This is a genomic window from Aliirhizobium wenxiniae (assembly GCF_019511445.1).
Lineage (GTDB): Bacteria > Pseudomonadota > Alphaproteobacteria > Rhizobiales > Rhizobiaceae > Neorhizobium > Neorhizobium wenxiniae_A.
In genome coordinates, this window is sequence record NZ_JAEUAN010000020.1 from 18,828 (window position 1) to 32,875 (window position 14,048).

Annotated in this window: 20 protein-coding genes; 6 read left to right on the forward strand and 14 right to left on the reverse strand. The window is 58.3% G+C overall.

The features are described from left to right. Positions 1-425: 425 nt before the first annotated feature. Together JNB91_RS21970 and JNB91_RS21975 are read right to left on the reverse strand one after the other, a co-directional pair. On the reverse strand, positions 426-857 hold the full coding sequence (locus tag JNB91_RS21970) for a Ros/MucR family transcriptional regulator (protein ID WP_220327619.1): 432 nt from the start codon (positions 855-857) through the stop codon (positions 426-428). Positions 858-1,259: 402 nt separating this feature from the next. Beyond that, on the reverse strand, positions 1,260-1,589 hold the full coding sequence (locus JNB91_RS21975; protein ID WP_220327620.1) for a hypothetical protein: 330 nt from the start codon (positions 1,587-1,589) through the stop codon (positions 1,260-1,262). A 110-nt stretch (positions 1,590-1,699) separates the two neighbouring features. Here JNB91_RS21975 and msrB point away from each other — a divergent pair, with 110 nt between their 5' ends. Next, a complete protein-coding gene (gene msrB / locus JNB91_RS21980; RefSeq protein WP_220327621.1) occupies positions 1,700-2,110 on the forward strand; it encodes a peptide-methionine (R)-S-oxide reductase MsrB in 411 nt (136 codons plus the stop codon). Between the two features lie 81 nt (positions 2,111-2,191). Here the strand turns inward: msrB and JNB91_RS21985 are convergent, their stop codons facing one another. The 4 genes from JNB91_RS21985 to JNB91_RS22000 all read right to left on the reverse strand — a co-directional run bounded on the left by JNB91_RS21985 (position 2,192) and on the right by JNB91_RS22000 (position 6,145). After that, positions 2,192-3,091 (reverse strand): bestrophin family protein, encoded by a 900-nt coding sequence (locus JNB91_RS21985; protein WP_220327622.1) that lies wholly within the window; start codon positions 3,089-3,091, stop codon positions 2,192-2,194. A 170-nt stretch (positions 3,092-3,261) separates the two neighbouring features. After that, entirely contained in the window at positions 3,262-3,981 is a 720-nt protein-coding gene (locus JNB91_RS21990; protein WP_220327623.1) for a carbonic anhydrase, read from the reverse strand. A gap of 271 nt (positions 3,982-4,252) precedes the next feature. Continuing rightward, the gene (locus tag JNB91_RS21995; RefSeq protein WP_220327624.1) at positions 4,253-5,125 is read right to left on the reverse strand and encodes an aldose 1-epimerase family protein; all 873 of its coding nucleotides are present in this window, start codon (positions 5,123-5,125) and stop codon (positions 4,253-4,255) included. Between the two features lie 189 nt (positions 5,126-5,314). Beyond that, on the reverse strand, positions 5,315-6,145 hold the full coding sequence (locus tag JNB91_RS22000; RefSeq protein ID WP_220327625.1) for an SDR family oxidoreductase: 831 nt from the start codon (positions 6,143-6,145) through the stop codon (positions 5,315-5,317). Positions 6,146-6,269: 124 nt separating this feature from the next. Here JNB91_RS22000 and JNB91_RS22005 point away from each other — a divergent pair, with 124 nt between their 5' ends. After that, positions 6,270-7,208, forward strand: coding sequence for a LysR family transcriptional regulator (locus tag JNB91_RS22005; RefSeq protein WP_220327626.1), 939 nt, complete (start codon positions 6,270-6,272; stop codon positions 7,206-7,208). On the opposite strand, the gene JNB91_RS22010 is transcribed toward JNB91_RS22005, so the two are convergent. The 7 genes from JNB91_RS22010 to JNB91_RS22040 all read right to left on the reverse strand — a co-directional run bounded on the left by JNB91_RS22010 (position 7,168) and on the right by JNB91_RS22040 (position 10,709). Then, complete coding sequence (locus JNB91_RS22010; protein WP_220327627.1) at positions 7,168-7,578, reverse strand: (R)-mandelonitrile lyase; 411 nt, start codon at positions 7,576-7,578, stop codon at positions 7,168-7,170. The two genes, JNB91_RS22005 and JNB91_RS22010, sit on opposite strands and share 41 nt — an antisense overlap. A 73-nt stretch (positions 7,579-7,651) precedes the next feature. Next, complete coding sequence (locus tag JNB91_RS22015) at positions 7,652-7,957, reverse strand: type II toxin-antitoxin system RelE/ParE family toxin (RefSeq protein WP_220327628.1); 306 nt, start codon at positions 7,955-7,957, stop codon at positions 7,652-7,654. Beyond that, positions 7,954-8,229, reverse strand: a complete 276-nt coding sequence (locus JNB91_RS22020; RefSeq protein ID WP_220327629.1) for a type II toxin-antitoxin system ParD family antitoxin — start codon at positions 8,227-8,229, stop codon at positions 7,954-7,956. Before JNB91_RS22020 ends, JNB91_RS22015 begins: the two co-directional genes overlap by 4 nt. A gap of 61 nt (positions 8,230-8,290) precedes the next feature. Then, the gene (locus tag JNB91_RS22025; RefSeq protein WP_220327630.1) at positions 8,291-8,800 is read right to left on the reverse strand and encodes a GNAT family N-acetyltransferase; all 510 of its coding nucleotides are present in this window, start codon (positions 8,798-8,800) and stop codon (positions 8,291-8,293) included. Between the two features lie 84 nt (positions 8,801-8,884). Beyond that, the gene (gene trhA / locus JNB91_RS22030; protein ID WP_220327631.1) at positions 8,885-9,556 is read right to left on the reverse strand and encodes a PAQR family membrane homeostasis protein TrhA; all 672 of its coding nucleotides are present in this window, start codon (positions 9,554-9,556) and stop codon (positions 8,885-8,887) included. 94 nt (positions 9,557-9,650) lie between these two features. Then, positions 9,651-10,214, reverse strand: coding sequence for a hypothetical protein (locus JNB91_RS22035; protein ID WP_220327632.1), 564 nt, complete (start codon positions 10,212-10,214; stop codon positions 9,651-9,653). An 84-nt stretch (positions 10,215-10,298) separates the two neighbouring features. Further along, entirely contained in the window at positions 10,299-10,709 is a 411-nt protein-coding gene (locus JNB91_RS22040) for a universal stress protein (protein ID WP_220327633.1), read from the reverse strand. 204 nt (positions 10,710-10,913) lie between these two features. Here JNB91_RS22040 and JNB91_RS22045 point away from each other — a divergent pair, with 204 nt between their 5' ends. Then, the gene (locus JNB91_RS22045; protein WP_220327634.1) at positions 10,914-11,780 is read left to right on the forward strand and encodes a VOC family protein; all 867 of its coding nucleotides are present in this window, start codon (positions 10,914-10,916) and stop codon (positions 11,778-11,780) included. Between the two features lie 104 nt (positions 11,781-11,884). Beyond that, positions 11,885-13,051, forward strand: coding sequence for an AI-2E family transporter (locus JNB91_RS22050; protein WP_220327635.1), 1,167 nt, complete (start codon positions 11,885-11,887; stop codon positions 13,049-13,051). Positions 13,052-13,075: 24 nt separating this feature from the next. Here JNB91_RS22050 and JNB91_RS22055 read toward each other — a convergent pair whose 3' ends face one another. Continuing rightward, positions 13,076-13,462: a DUF930 domain-containing protein gene (locus JNB91_RS22055; RefSeq protein WP_220327636.1), complete on the reverse strand. Its 387-nt coding sequence runs from the start codon at positions 13,460-13,462 to the stop codon at positions 13,076-13,078. Positions 13,463-13,583: 121 nt separating this feature from the next. Between JNB91_RS22055 and JNB91_RS22060 the strand changes: the two genes are divergently transcribed. Together JNB91_RS22060 and JNB91_RS31220 are read left to right on the forward strand one after the other, a co-directional pair. Continuing rightward, on the forward strand, positions 13,584-13,829 hold the full coding sequence (locus JNB91_RS22060) for a hypothetical protein (protein WP_220327637.1): 246 nt from the start codon (positions 13,584-13,586) through the stop codon (positions 13,827-13,829). Further along, entirely contained in the window at positions 13,826-13,954 is a 129-nt protein-coding gene (locus tag JNB91_RS31220) for a hypothetical protein (protein ID WP_262928022.1), read from the forward strand. Before JNB91_RS22060 ends, JNB91_RS31220 begins: the two co-directional genes overlap by 4 nt. Positions 13,955-14,048 lie beyond the last annotated feature (94 nt).

Genomic DNA, 14,048 nt, shown 5'->3' on the forward strand with positions numbered 1-14,048 from the left:
GAATGTCTATCGAGGGTGCTTTTTATGCCACCATTGAAATGGTTGTTCTTTTTCTGTTCTCAGCAACAACAAATAGGATTTTTTTCTCCTCTCTGTCCCCGCATTTTCCACGAAGGATATGGTGGACACCGTGTCGTTAGACCATTTCCGCTTTTCTTCGAAACGCGAAACCGGTTCCCACTTTCGGGAGACATGCTGCAGGAAAAAAGCGCATATGCAAAAGCCGGGCAGTGCCCGGCTTTTCGGTGCGCAGTCAGGGCGCAAATATCTTCCAAGCAACGCCGACGACAGCAGATCGCCTTGCTTGCTTCAAGCCTGGACCTTTGAGCAATTCCAGCAGTTAAGCGGCCGATCACTTTCGCGACACGCCGCCTTATCAAGGGAATTGCTTTTTGGCCGGACCAAGCCCGGCCAATATCGGCAGATCAGTTGCGTGCGCGCTTGCGACGCTGGCCGAGACCCATTTCCTTGGCAAGACGCGAGCGGGCTTCAGCATAGGCCGGAGCAACCATCGGATAATCTGCAGGAAGGCCCCACTTCTCGCGGTATTCATCCGGCGTCATGTTGTAATGGGTCATCAGGTGGCGCTTCAGCGACTTGAACTTCTGACCATCTTCGAGGCAGATCAGATAATCTTCCTCGATCGACTTCTTGATCGGCACCGGCGGCTTCGGCTTTTCAGCCGCGACAACGACCGGCGTCGGGGAGGATGTGCCGCTCAATGCGGTATGCACGTCTGCGATCAGATTGGAGAGATCGCCAACGGGAACTACGTGGTTGCTCACATAGGCAGCCACGATATCTGCGGTGAGTTCCACCAGCAACTCGGGACCCTTGCCCAGTGCCATATCTGTCATTTCCGGTCTCCTGTTCGACTTATATACGGTGCCAGCCGCGACCTCCGCGGCATCTTCCGTAGTCGAGCGATGGCGACGAGATCCCAACCTTCGCGCAGCGTCCAAGGACAGAAGCCTACCCCTAAGCTTCCTGCGGGAAAAACGGATCGTCACCAGATGCTGCATGTAGCCTCCGTAAACCGCTATTCGTCCAGTTCATCCGAAACGGCCTTATCAAGACCGATCTAATTCAGATAAATACGCGGTAAAACCGTAGTCTACAACAGCATCATTGCTCTACTTCTATTCAATTATCACTACAATCTGGAAAGTCCAATTGCGAAATCTAGTAATGCCGAGTGATTTATCGACGAATATCGCATATTTCTGACATTTATTGCTGGAAAAAAGGCGATTTTACAATCAGTGCGCGCTTACAAATACCGTGTGGAAAAAATTATTCATTATTGACGCGCGTCGTTTCGTTGCAAAGAGACTGATTCGCGATGGAATAACCAGCCTCAAACGCTCAATCGCCGGAAAACGCGCCATATAGGGGCAATACGCCGGCCTGAAGAACCGGACCGCAGCTTTCACGAAGATCACTACGCCGCCCCGACGAAGACTATCGACGAGCAAAAAAGTCAGATTACGTCCGTTTCCGCATCGAGCGCCCCATGCATCCTTGGGTAGGCACAGGGCAATCAGGTGAGACGGATTGCCGCAACACCACGCCAGGATGGCGGCAAGCATGGAAGCCTCCCGAAGTTAAGCGGTCGGGTGCCTCAAGCACAACCGGATACGATACATCTTTATTCGCAGCGTCAGCACGCTTATCTAGAGGACAAATGAAAGGAACCGTCATGTCCTCGATCAACCCCCCCAAGACATCGAAGAGCGACGCCGAATGGCGCGAAGAACTGACGCCTGAACAATATTACATACTTCGCCAGGCAGGCACGGAGCGCGCCTTTACCGGCCCATACTGGAATTCAAAGGAAAAAGGCATCTATAGCTGCGCCGGATGCGGTGAAGACCTGTTCGTCTCCGACACGAAATTCGATTCCGGCTGCGGCTGGCCGAGCTATTTCGAGGCGGTGAAGCCGGATGTGATCACCGAAATCCGCGATACGTCGCATGGCATGGTGCGCACCGAAGTGCGCTGCGCCAATTGCGGCGGCCATCTTGGCCACGTTTTTCCCGACGGCCCGCCGCCGACCGGCCTGCGCTATTGCATCAACGGCCATGCGATGAATTTCACGCCGGTGGAGTGACCCGCTCCCCAGGAAAAATCGGACACAACAACCAATGGCGGCTCTTACGGGCCGCCATTGCGTTTCAGCCGCAGGGCATCGTCACCACAGGACGTTCTCCACTGGCTGGAGCGGCTTTGCCGGTTTCGCAGCGCCGATCATCTGTTCAAGATCGATCTGGATCGTGCGGCAGATGGAGGTGACCGGGACATCATGGGCACGGTTTTCGAACGGGTCCTGCAGATCCGCGCCAATACGGTCCATGGCGAGAAGCATGAAGCCGACGACCGAGGACGCAAGCGGCGTGTAGATGGTCAGCGTATCGACCAGCCCGATCGGCAGAAGAATGCAGAAGAAATGGACGAAGAGCGTCGGAAAGTAACCGTATTCGCGCGGCAGTGGCGTGTTCTTGATCCGCTCCATTCCACCTTGAGCATTGCTCATGTCGACCAGCAGGGTTTCGATCTGCACCCGCCTGAACGTATCGACCCATCCTTCTTTCTGGGCTTCAGAAAGAAGTTCGGCGGTCCGGTTCAGGATGGCATTGGGGACGTTCGAGACATTCTCCAGCTTGCGGATCTCGTCATCGGGCAGGAAGTTTTCGATATGCTCGAATGGAGGCTGGCGGCGCAGATGGCAGCGTAGGGCATTGACATAGGCGATCTGGCGCACGACGAGATCATATCTGAGCTTGTCGCTTTCGGGAGTGCTGTCGATGAGATTATAGACTTCCCGACCGTAGGAGCGGGACGAATTGACCATCGCACCCCAGAGCGTGCGGGCTTCCCACCATCGCGCATAGGCGCTGTTGTTTCTGAAGCCGAGAAACAGGACGAGTGCGGAGCCGAGCAGGCTCATCGGCAAAACCGGGAGTTCCAGCCCCGGATGGGGTATATAGACATAGGCGACGGTGACGGCGATATCCCAGATGAAAAGCAGGGCAAGCGGCCATCCGATATAACCAAGCATGCGGTGAAGGCGGGCAGACTGCGGTAGGACCATACTGAATTCTCAACCTTATCATTTCTTGTCCCGGCAGGCAGGCGGCATCGATCGGCCGACGCGCCGGCATGAAACCGGTCGCCGGACAATTGCCTCGGGATTATGGTTGGGGACCTCACGGCCGAAGCCGTGAGAAAGTTCAGCGGGAAAAAGCGACGGCCCTGATGGCGTCAGGAATGTGCGGCCGATCTGGCCGTATCCGCATCCACACGGAACGGAAGAACCTGCGGCACTTCGCGGCCGGTAACCGCAACGGGAAGCGCCTGGCCATCCTCGACTTCGATAAAGCGGCAGGCCGTGCCGTCATAGATCAATACGTTGCCGGTCTCGATATCGAAAAACCAGCCATGCAGCGTGACCTCGCCCTTGGCCAGCTTGGCGGCAACGGAGGGGTGGGTGCGCAGGTGATCGAGCTGGACGACGACGTTTTCCATGGCGACGGCGCGGATCCTCTCCTTCTCGTCCAGCGTCTGTGGATAGGCTTCGCAGACGATCGAGTGGGCCGCATGGCTATGCTTCAGCCAGGCGGCGACATTCGGCATCTGGCTCAACAGTTCGGGATGGCAAAGGCCCTTCATCGCGCCGCAATCGGAATGGCCGCAGACGATGACATCACGCACACCGAGTGCAACGACCGCATATTCGATTGCCGAGGAGACGCCGCCATTCATGGTCTGGAACGGCGGGACGATATTGCCGGCATTGCGGCAGACGAACAATTCGCCCGGCCCGGACTGGGTAATGGTTTCCGGCATGACCCGGCTGTCGGCGCAGGAAATCATCAGCGCCTGCGGGCTCTGCCCTTCTCTTGCGAGCTTTTTGTAGAGCGCCGAATTGTCCGGGAAAACTGCACCGCGAAAACTGGAGATGCCTTTCAGAAGGTCGCCCATGGTCTGTTCCTCATGCTAGCCGGACGTCGGATGTTTTCGAGGGTTTCCTCGGTCCGGCGGGGTTAGGGGAGCGATCATTTCGCACTTGCGAGAAGACCATGGCAATAAGACGCGAATTATGACGCGATGCAGCATGATTTGCGGCAAAGCATAACGTTTTCGCGAGTTTAGCTGAGACCTTATCCGAATAAATCGGTTCAGTTTTTTAGCGCAGAAAGGCAAGGCATCGCCTTACCACACCGACGGGTGGCATCTTGCGATGCGTGCGGCATCAGCCGCCGATGATCTCCACCGAAAACGCAAACTGCGCCTTTTCGCCCACCGGCAGGATGGTCGTATAAGGACGGCTTGCGACTTCCGCCGAACCGCCCGCCTCCGCTGCCGTGCCGTGCCATGGCTCGATGCAGATGAAGGGGGCACCGGGTTTCTGCCAGAGCGCAAGATTGGGCAGGTTTTCGAAGGAGAATTTCAGGCTTGGCCCGCCTTCAGCCGCATAGGTCAGCCCCTTGCCTGCCCCTTCGGTGAAGATCATCGCATCGGCCTCGAACAGTTCATGTGCAAGCGTGAGCCGGCCCTTGATGAAGGGGGACGGCAGCATGTCCTTCGTCACAAGTCCGTCCTGTAGACGTGTCAGCAGCGGCTCGCCGCCATTGTCGAGCGTGACCGTGTGTTTGCGGCCTTCGCTCCCCGGCAGCGGCCAGAGGAAGGCCGGGTGATAACCAAGGCCGAAGGGCATAGGGCGATCGTCGCGGTTTTCGACTTCCGCCGTCACCGTCAGGCGATGGCCCTCCAGCGAGTGGGTGAGCGAGAGCAGGAATTCGAAAGGATAGACCGCTTTTGTGGCGGCTGAGCTTTCAAGCTCGAAACGGCAGGTGGATGTGCTGGCATCGGCCAATTGCCATTCCGCCCTGCGGGCAAAGCCGTGCTGGGCCATTTCGTAGGATTGGCCATCCACGGCGATATGGTTGTCCTGGGCCTTGCCGACGATGGGGAAAAGGATGGGCGAGCGGCCGCCCCAGAAGGCGGCATCGCCGTTCCACAGCCAGTCCCGGCCGTCGGTCGTCTGAAGCGACTGCATCTCGGAGCCCAGCGATGAAATCTCGGCAACGAGTTCATCACTGGTGATGCGAACGATATCGGACATGCTGCTCTTCCTCCGGCACGCTGAAACACGTCGCAATCCTTAAGATTTGCCTGCCGTGTTTCAGCTCTTTGTTTTGCGCATGTCTTCCGAAACCGATGACCAGTTTCGGGAGACATGCTGTGGAATCAGTGCGACATATTTGCCCGACATGCGTTGACGTTCAATGACGCTCAAACCAAAGGGCGCGTTTCAATTGTCGAAATCCATCGCAAGCGTCGTTGCCTTATGGGCTTCCAGTTCGGCCAAGCGACTCTCGAGCGCGGATTTGATCGACGGATAGGTGGAGCCGCCGAGCGCCAGACGCAGCGGCGGGTTTTCGCGGCCGGCATAGTCGATCATCGCGTCCGCCATCCTGTCCGGGTCTCCCTTGATGTCGAAACCACCATTGAAGATTACATGACGAACCTGGCCTGCAGGCGTATCGGCATAAATGTCCATCGGCTCTGCGATCGAGAGGCCCTTGGCGAAATCGGTGCGCGTCGGGCCGGGCTCGACGATGGTAAACCTGATGCCGAAGGGGGCGACCTCCTTTGATACGGCATCGACAAAACCTTCGATGCCCCATTTGGTGGCGTGATAGAGAGAGAAGCTGGGATAGGTGATCTGGCCGCCTTCCGACGAAACCTGCTGGATCAGCCCGCCACCCTGGGCGCGCAGATGCGGCAACGCTGCGCGGATGATCCGGATCGAGCCGATCAGGTTGGTATCGATCTGCCGGCGGATTTCCTCGTCGCTTACCTCCTCGGCTGCACCAAACAGGCCGTATCCGGCATTGTTGACGATGACATCGATCTGGCCGAGTTCGGCAAAGGCGCGGTCAACCGTCGCACGGATGGCATCCTGATCGGTGAGATCGAGGTTGGCGATCCACAGCCGGTCGCCATAGGTTGCGCGCAGATCGTCGAGCGCCTCCATGCGCCGCAGGGTGGCGGCGACGCGATCACCGCGGGCCAGAAGCTTTTCGGTGATGAGGCGGCCGAAACCGGATGAGGTGCCGGTAATGAACCAAGTCTTGGACATGATCTTTCTCCTTTGCCTTCGGCTCGAACCTGTTTTTCAAGCCGGAGTTTCTGTCGGGAGAGATAATCCTCAAACATTCATGCTATAAGCCGTTCAATCCTGCATAACCCGGTGAAAATACCCCATGAATGAGAAGCCGACGCTCAGCGACCTTGCAGCCTTCACGGCGATCATCGCGCATCGCAGTTTTCGAAAGGCGGCAGAGGAACTGGGGCTTTCACCCTCGACGCTCAGCCATATGATGCGCGGGCTGGAGGCACGGATGGGTGTACGCCTGCTCAACCGCACGACACGCAGCGTCTCGCCGACAGAAGCGGGAGAGCGGCTGGCGGCAAAGCTCCGCCCAGCTCTTCGCGAACTCGATGCGGCGCTTGAAGCCGTCGATGATTTTCGCGGCGGGCCGAGCGGAACGATCCGGATCAACACCAGCAATATCGTCATCCGCAGGCTTCTTGAAAAAACCGTTCCCACCTTTCTTTCCCGCTACCCGGATGTGGCGCTGGATCTGGTCAGCGACGGGCGGCTGATCGATATTGTGGCCGACGGCTTCGATGCGGGGATCAGGCTACGCGAGAGCGTGCCGCAGGACATGATTGCCATCGCTTTCGGCGGCCCTGCCCGCTTCATCACCGTCGCCTCGCCGGATTACATCGCCACCCATGGCGAACCTTTGGTGCCGCAGGATCTTCTGCGACATGGCTGCATCCGATTGAGGATGCCGAGCGGCAAGCTCTATCGCTGGGAATTCGAGCGACACGGAGAGGAGACGGTGGTGGATGTATCCGGCCCGCTGACGCTCGACGATACCGAACTGATGGCCGAGGCTGCGGCATCGGGCCTCGGCATCGCCTATGTGCCGCAGCATGTGGCGGAGGATTATCTGCGGCAAGAAAAGCTGGTGACGGTGCTGTCCGACTGGTGTCCGCAGATCGATGGCCTGTGCCTCTATTATCCAGGGCACCGGCATGTGCCGGCCGGATTGCGCGCCTTCATCGACATATTGAGGGAACTGGACGGAAAGCTCAGTCCTTCTGTGCCGGACGCGAATAATCCTCGTCGCTGACCGGCTCCAGCCAGTCGGCGGTGACGCCACCGTCCGCTTCCTGGATTGCGATATGGGTCATGGCCGTCTCTGGGCCAGCGCCGTGCCAGTGTCTTTCCCCCGGTGCAAACCAGACAACATCACCCGGACGCAACTCCCGCACCGGCCCACCTTCGGTCTGGGCGCGGCCGAAACCTGCGGTGACGATGAGCGTCTGGCCGAGCGGATGGGTGTGCCAGTTTGTGCGGGCGCCGGGTTCGAACGTGACGCTTGCGGCACGCACGCGTGCCGGTTCCGGCGCTTCAATCAGCGGATCGAGCCTGACCGTACCGGTGAAATAATCGGTCGGCTGTTTCTTCGAGGCCTGCGAGCCGTTGCGTCTGATGTCCATGTCGGGTGTCCTTCAGTGAGAATACGGCGGAGGATATAGGGCAGTCAGCGAGGAATGAAGCAGGCCTGAATGCTCAGGGTTCGTCCTCGGGAAACAGGATCGCCTCGTGATCCTGTGCTGCGCTGAGAATGTGCAGGATATAGACCGTCTCGTCGATGACGCGATAGAAGATCGCGTAGTTGCGGTAGGGAAGACGGCGAATTCCGGAATATTCGCGCCCTGCGAGGAGTTGGTAACGGAAGGGCATGTCCTTGAGGCGCAAACTTCGTTCAAGCAGCTCATCGACAAACGTTTCGGCTCGCGTTGGATTGTAGCTCGCGATATAATCACCGATACGCGCGAAGTCATTTCTTGCCTCGGGCGTTAGAATGATTTTCATCGCGCAGCTCTGCGCCTCTGCTCCCGGGCCATCGCCCTATATTTCGCCTTCAACTCCGCCGCGACCTCCTCGATCGGCGTGCCAAGTCCGGCTTCCGCCTCGGCAAGCCCGCGGTCGAGCGCGGCATTGAGTTCGGCTAGACGCTTCTCCTTGAATTCGAGAAGCCGGACGGCTTCCTTCATCGCGGCGTCACGATTTTCGTAACGGCCGGATTTTACCAGCGCGTCGATATACGCTTCCGGATCGTTTTTTGGGTCTGCAGTGTCGCTCATGTCGGTTGCTCCAACTGCGTCAACGATATCAGCGGGCACGCGGGTTATCAATCTTGCCGCTTCAGACCTTGGAGAGCTTCAGCTCCATGCAGGTCAGGTCCAGCCAGCGGCCGAATTTCGTGCCGACTTCGGAGAATTTGCCGGCAATACGGAAGCCGAGCGCGGTGTGGAGCGCGATGGAGGCTTCGTTTTCCGCCTCGATTGCGGCGATCATCACATGCACGCCGTTCGAGGCGGCGCGGGCGATCAGCTCTTCCATGAGCTTGCGGCCGAGACCGTGGCCGCGGAAGGCTTTGTGGACGTAAACCGAATGTTCGACCGTGAAGCGATAACCGTCAAAGGCGCGCCAATCGCCATAGGATGCGTAACCGGCCACCTGGCCATCGAGCTGCGCCACGATCACGGGAAAACCCTTTGCCTTGCGGGCGTCGAACCAGGCGCGGCGGTTTTCGATGTCGACCAGCGTCTCGTTCCAGATCGCCGTCGTGTTCAGAACCGCGTCATTGTAGATTTCCATGATGCCGTGCAGATCGGCCTGGGCTGCGTCACGGATGATCGGGGTATTGCTCATCAGATTATCCACTATAATGCATATTCGTCTACCTTAGCAGACGAGATTCGGCTGTCGAGACCTATGGTTCGTGTCGTCTGTGGTTCAGAGATTGCCACCGGCCAAGCTGAAGCAGGTCATCACCGCGCCATAATGGACTGCGGCGGCGCTGACGACAAAGGCGTGCCAGATCGCGTTCTGGAAGCGCAGCTTTTCCCAGATATGGAAGATGACGCCGAGCGAATAGATCAACCCGCCGATGACGATCAGAAGCACGGTCACAGGCGGGAGATATTGGGAAACCTGATCCATTACCATCACACCGCTCCAACCCATTGCCAGGTAAAGGAGGATGGCAAGCCTGTCGTAACGGCCGGGGAAAAGGCATTTCAGCGACACGCCGACGATGGCGGTGATCCAGATGGCGGCCAGCATGGCCGCGATCCAGGGATCGTGCGCCGCACCCCGCTCAAGGAAAGGCGTGTAGGTGGCGGCAATCAGGATGAAGATCGCCGAATGATCGAGCCGGCGCAGGATCCATTTGGTGCGCGAATGCGGCCAGATATTGTAGGTGAAGGAAACGGACAGGCAGAGGATCAGCCCCAGCCCGTAGATCCAGGCGGCGGCGAGTTCACCGTAACTCGACCAGACGGTGGCATAGAATATCAGGGCTGTGGCGCCGACAAGCGCAAAGACGATCCCCACTCCGTGGACAATGCCGTCCGCGATGATCTCATGCAGATCGTAATTCCGCCCGAAATTGAAAAGCTCGCTCATGCCAAAGTCCGTCTCCGTCCGAAGACAGAATGCGGCCTTCAGGGATGGAAGACAAGGCCGCAAATCCATGCGGATCGTTGAGCACCAAGGATGGCTACTCAGCCAGCGAGGGCGGCATTCGCCATCCCTTATCGGCAATCCATTGCGCGAACTCCTGCATGGCATCCGGCGCGATCGCGATCAGGACCGGATAGTTACGCTCCCGCTCAAGGCTGATCCTGATGTCGTTGCGACCATCGGAAAAGACGATGAAATGCCGGGAATAGCCACGCGCCTGCTTCGGATGTCGATAACGGATATCGGCACCGGCGAGGTCGATCCGCTTCGTGTAGATTTCCGACCGGTCACACCCGGTTTCCACGACGACCCGCCCGTCCGTCGCGATGGATGTCAGGCTGGGCGTGGAAATGACGACGAACAGGAAGGCCAGAGCGCAGACAGCAGCCAATGATCCAGCCGACCACCATGCGAGACGGCTGCCGATCCAGGCGGGGGGATAATCGAACTTCGGGCCTGGCGATACCCACCTGTCGAGCGCGACCTTCAATAAATCTAGAGCCAGGGCCGCAAGGCATATGGCGATAATGGCCGAGGGCATGAACACCATGCGTGGACCGCAGGCAAACCCGCTCCACAGGCGGTCCTCCAATAAAACCAACAGGCACCCTCAAGATTGAGTGGATGACGTCGCCGCCATCCACGCGATCAGAACTTCGACAGAAAACTTAGAGCCATTCCGGGACTACCGGTCGATCAGAACCGAGCATTTGGCGTGGCGAACGACACGGTCTGCGGTGGCGCCGATAATGTAGTTGCTGAGATCGGGAACATGCGAGGCGACGATGATGAGGTCAGCCTTCGCATCATCGGCGGCGGCCAGGATTTCGCGCGCCGGTGCGCCCTGGCGGATCTCGATATCGGCCTTCACGCCAGCCTTGTCGCGCAGCTCGGTCAATTCGGTTTCCGCCGTCTTGCGCGCATCGACGAGCATATCGACCGACAGATCCGACACGACATAGGCCGGCAGTTCCTCGACGACGTTGATCATGAGAATGCGGCCGCCGGTGGCGGAAAGCTGGTTTGCCTTCAGCAATATCCGCTCGGCCTTTTCCACCTGGGCAATATCGACCGCCACAAGGATCGTCTTATACATTTCCATCTCCTTTGACCCGCAATCATTTTTTCCCAGATTACACGCGTCGCCTTGATTCGCATCAAGCTTCATTGTCTACTTTTGTCGAACGAAGCTTCTCTCATTTTTCGACTTTCGTGAACGATGAGGATCGGCGATAGTCCGGCATCGCGGCTTTGCCGCCGCAGATGTCTGCGGCCTCCAAATTCGCCCCGGAGATTATCGATGAGCAATTCCTCTGAAGCAGCCTTCGCCCTCACTCGTCCGGCCCATGTGGGCCGCGCACATCTGGTGGTTACCGATCTCGATACGGTTTCGAAATTCTATCAGGAGATCATCGGTCTTTCGGTTATGGACAAAAGCGCCAGCGGCGTCCTGCTCGGTGCCCACGGCCTGCCGTTGCTGCAACTAACCAGCGGCACTGGCGTCACGCGTGCGCCGCGACAGGCGGCCGGCCTGTTCCACACCGCATTTTTAATGCCGAACCGTTCGGAACTTGCCCATTGGCTGGCGAATGCGGCCCATAAGGGCGTGAAGCTCGATGGCGCATCGGACCATCTCGTATCGGAGGCGCTTTATCTTTCCGACCCGGAAGGCAATGGTATCGAGATCTATCGCGACCGCCGGCCGGAGGAATGGACCTATTTCCCCGACGGCACGGTGCAGATGGCAACCGAACGGCTGGATCTGCAGGCGCTTTATGATTCAGCTCCGCAGACGGCCTGGAACGGCATGGCGCCGGGCAGCTCGGTTGGCCATATCCACCTTCAGGTCGGCAATATTCCGGAAGCGGACGCATTCTATCGCGACGTTTTGGGGCTGAAGGTCATGGCGCGTTATCCGGGGGCGAGCTTCTTTGCAACCGGCGGCTATCACCACCATATCGCGGCCAATATCTGGAACAGCCGTGGCGCTGAGGCACGTCAGGACAAGATGACCGGACTTTCCGATTACACGGTTCGTTTCAACGACGGGGAAGCCCTGACCAAGGCGCTTGCGGCGCTGGAAACACAGGAAATCGCGACCACCAGGACGAGCGAGGGTTACGCGTTGAAGGACCCATGGGGCATCGGCCTGACGCTCGCCGCCTGAGCTGATCCGAAAACCTTACCAGAAAGCTAATAAACACTCGGCGTTCCGGAACCGGAGCGCCGTTTTTGCGTTCTGTGGCAGGTTCGGGGCATTCAGGGGAAAATATGACGACGATCAGCGCGCGCGGCAGCAGCAAGACAAAGAAACATCTGGTGGATTTCTCATCGCATCGACGCGAAGCATCGACGCTTGCCGAAGAGGAAGATCTGGACGCGCTTGATAATGCAAGACTGGGCCGCGATGCGCTCAACGTGGCTATGGCCTGGGCCGTGATCGGCATTTTTGCGATCATCTTCTTCGCCATCCTGCATTATATGGCGCTGATCCTTATCCCCGTCACGCTTGCGGTCGTCGTCGGCCTCATCCTCGGGCTTGTGGCCGACAAGCTGGGCCGGGCCGGCGTACCGCGTTTCGGCATCGCCGTCATTCTTTCGACGCTTGTCTTTCTCGTCCTGTTTCTGATCGCCAATGCGCTGGCGGAACCGGTTTCCACGCTTCTTCGGGAGGGGCCGACATTCGTCGAGCGTTCCTATGACCGGCTGATGCCTTTCCTCGAGCGCCAGCACTGGCTGAACATCTCGCCGGCCACATTCCAGACCGGCACGATGTCGATGGACAAGCTGCTTGAGAATTCAACCAATATTCTGGGTGTTGTGACCGCCAGCCTGACGCCTGCGATCATCCAGGGGATGATCTTCTTCGCTGCGCTGCTGCTGTTTCTCTACGGGCGACTGCGGCTTCGCAAGACGGTGATCATGGCGTTTCCGCGCCGCCGCCAGCGACTGATCACGATCCGCGTGCTGAACTCGATCGATCAGGTTCTGGGCTATTATTTCGCCACGGCCAGTGTCGTCTATTTCTGCCTCGGCATCGTGATGACGGTGATCGCCTGGCTTTGCGGGCTGAGCATGCCGGTGCTTTGGGGCATGTTCGCATTCCTGTCGAGCTTCATCCCGTTTCTCGGGATCACGCTGATGACGATCTCGGTGGCGATCGCCGGCATCCTCACCCATGATGCCATCCTGCTCGCGCTTTTGCCGGCCTTCCTGTTCTTCACCGTGCATCTTGTGATGGAGAACCTGATCTTTCCGGCAGTGATGGGCCGTCAGTGGGAGATCAATCCGTTCGTCGTCTTCCTCGCCATCCTGTTCTGGACATGGATGTGGGGGGCGGTCGGCGCCATGCTGGCCCTGCCCCTTTCGCTGATCCTGATGACGGTGCTTGCCGAATTGTTTCCCGAGCGCAAGGCAACGCCGAACCTGCCGGGCTGAGACGATCCAGCCCGACCCGCGAGATCAATCGTAGAGGTAATATTTGTCCCAGAGGTCACGGGCGACCTTTGAGCCGATCGTATAGTCGAAAGACAGAACTTTCAGGCCCGTGTCGGCGGTCTCGCACTTGAATTTCAGACGGTACCAGTCGCCGGCGCTGCGAAAGACAGCGCCTGGCGCCTTCAGCCTGTTTCCGTCCTCGACCGTGTCGGAAAACGTGTAGGCGATGACCTTGTCGGGGCGGAATTCGCCGGTCTTGCGAATCTGGTCCATCGCCTCCATGTCGCAACGCTGCTCGCGGCGTTCATCCGGGTCGAGCGCGTTCAACTGCCTGGTAACGCGCGCATCCAGCGCATGGGCCGCAGACGCGGACAACAGGACAAGAGCCATCACCGACAGCTGTTTCTTCATGTGATCCCTACTCATATCGACTTGGATGGCGCGGAAACTAGGAGAGGTGCATCCGATTGACCACCAACCAAGGCGCGAAATACCATGATGTGAACAGACGAGGTGGTGAGCGGGACGACAGATGGCGGAACAGGTGCTTTCCGATGCGAAGAAGGAGCAGATAAAGCTTCGCGCGACGTTTTTGAACAATATCGGGATAGGGGTTATGTTGATCGGCGTATTCACGCCGATCATCCGCGTCGTCTACGGTGATATAAACCCGCAAATCGGCACGCTATGGCTTGCCGCAGCGCCCACCGGTTGTTTTCTACTGGGTACTGCATTACATTTGTCTGGAGGCTGGATCCTCAGAGGACTGAGCAAATGACGACCGAGCAGATCATAGCACTTGTAATGCCCGTTGTCGGGGTCAGCATGGCGATCGGCGTTGTTTTCTGGCAGAGTTGGCGCGACGGCGTCCTGCCGAACCAGAAGCCTAACGACAAGAAATAACCCGCGCTCCATCGCTTCACGGCGTCATAGCGGCTTGCCTCTTGTGCGCCCGCAACCTATCTCTGGCACTCCTTTCTTTGATACCGGAGTGCTT

What these genes read in the sequence shown, in the direction of transcription:
- JNB91_RS21970 (WP_220327619.1), bottom strand. Translation starts at nt 857, where the DNA reads ATGACAGATATGGCACTGGGCAAGGGTCCCGAGTTGCTGGTGGAACTC.
- JNB91_RS21975 (WP_220327620.1), bottom strand. Translation starts at nt 1,589, where the DNA reads ATGCTTGCCGCCATCCTGGCGTGGTGTTGCGGCAATCCGTCTCACCTG.
- msrB (WP_220327621.1), top strand. Translation starts at nt 1,700, where the DNA reads ATGTCCTCGATCAACCCCCCCAAGACATCGAAGAGCGACGCCGAATGG.
- JNB91_RS21985 (WP_220327622.1), bottom strand. Translation starts at nt 3,091, where the DNA reads ATGGTCCTACCGCAGTCTGCCCGCCTTCACCGCATGCTTGGTTATATC.
- JNB91_RS21990 (WP_220327623.1), bottom strand. Translation starts at nt 3,981, where the DNA reads ATGGGCGACCTTCTGAAAGGCATCTCCAGTTTTCGCGGTGCAGTTTTC.
- JNB91_RS21995 (WP_220327624.1), bottom strand. Translation starts at nt 5,125, where the DNA reads ATGTCCGATATCGTTCGCATCACCAGTGATGAACTCGTTGCCGAGATT.
- JNB91_RS22000 (WP_220327625.1), bottom strand. Translation starts at nt 6,145, where the DNA reads ATGTCCAAGACTTGGTTCATTACCGGCACCTCATCCGGTTTCGGCCGC.
- JNB91_RS22005 (WP_220327626.1), top strand. Translation starts at nt 6,270, where the DNA reads ATGAATGAGAAGCCGACGCTCAGCGACCTTGCAGCCTTCACGGCGATC.
- JNB91_RS22010 (WP_220327627.1), bottom strand. Translation starts at nt 7,578, where the DNA reads ATGGACATCAGACGCAACGGCTCGCAGGCCTCGAAGAAACAGCCGACC.
- JNB91_RS22015 (WP_220327628.1), bottom strand. Translation starts at nt 7,957, where the DNA reads ATGAAAATCATTCTAACGCCCGAGGCAAGAAATGACTTCGCGCGTATC.
- JNB91_RS22020 (WP_220327629.1), bottom strand. Translation starts at nt 8,229, where the DNA reads ATGAGCGACACTGCAGACCCAAAAAACGATCCGGAAGCGTATATCGAC.
- JNB91_RS22025 (WP_220327630.1), bottom strand. Translation starts at nt 8,800, where the DNA reads ATGAGCAATACCCCGATCATCCGTGACGCAGCCCAGGCCGATCTGCAC.
- trhA (WP_220327631.1), bottom strand. Translation starts at nt 9,556, where the DNA reads ATGAGCGAGCTTTTCAATTTCGGGCGGAATTACGATCTGCATGAGATC.
- JNB91_RS22040 (WP_220327633.1), bottom strand. Translation starts at nt 10,709, where the DNA reads ATGTATAAGACGATCCTTGTGGCGGTCGATATTGCCCAGGTGGAAAAG.
- JNB91_RS22045 (WP_220327634.1), top strand. Translation starts at nt 10,914, where the DNA reads ATGAGCAATTCCTCTGAAGCAGCCTTCGCCCTCACTCGTCCGGCCCAT.
- JNB91_RS22050 (WP_220327635.1), top strand. Translation starts at nt 11,885, where the DNA reads ATGACGACGATCAGCGCGCGCGGCAGCAGCAAGACAAAGAAACATCTG.
- JNB91_RS22055 (WP_220327636.1), bottom strand. Translation starts at nt 13,462, where the DNA reads ATGAAGAAACAGCTGTCGGTGATGGCTCTTGTCCTGTTGTCCGCGTCT.
- JNB91_RS22060 (WP_220327637.1), top strand. Translation starts at nt 13,584, where the DNA reads ATGGCGGAACAGGTGCTTTCCGATGCGAAGAAGGAGCAGATAAAGCTT.
- JNB91_RS31220 (WP_262928022.1), top strand. Translation starts at nt 13,826, where the DNA reads ATGACGACCGAGCAGATCATAGCACTTGTAATGCCCGTTGTCGGGGTC.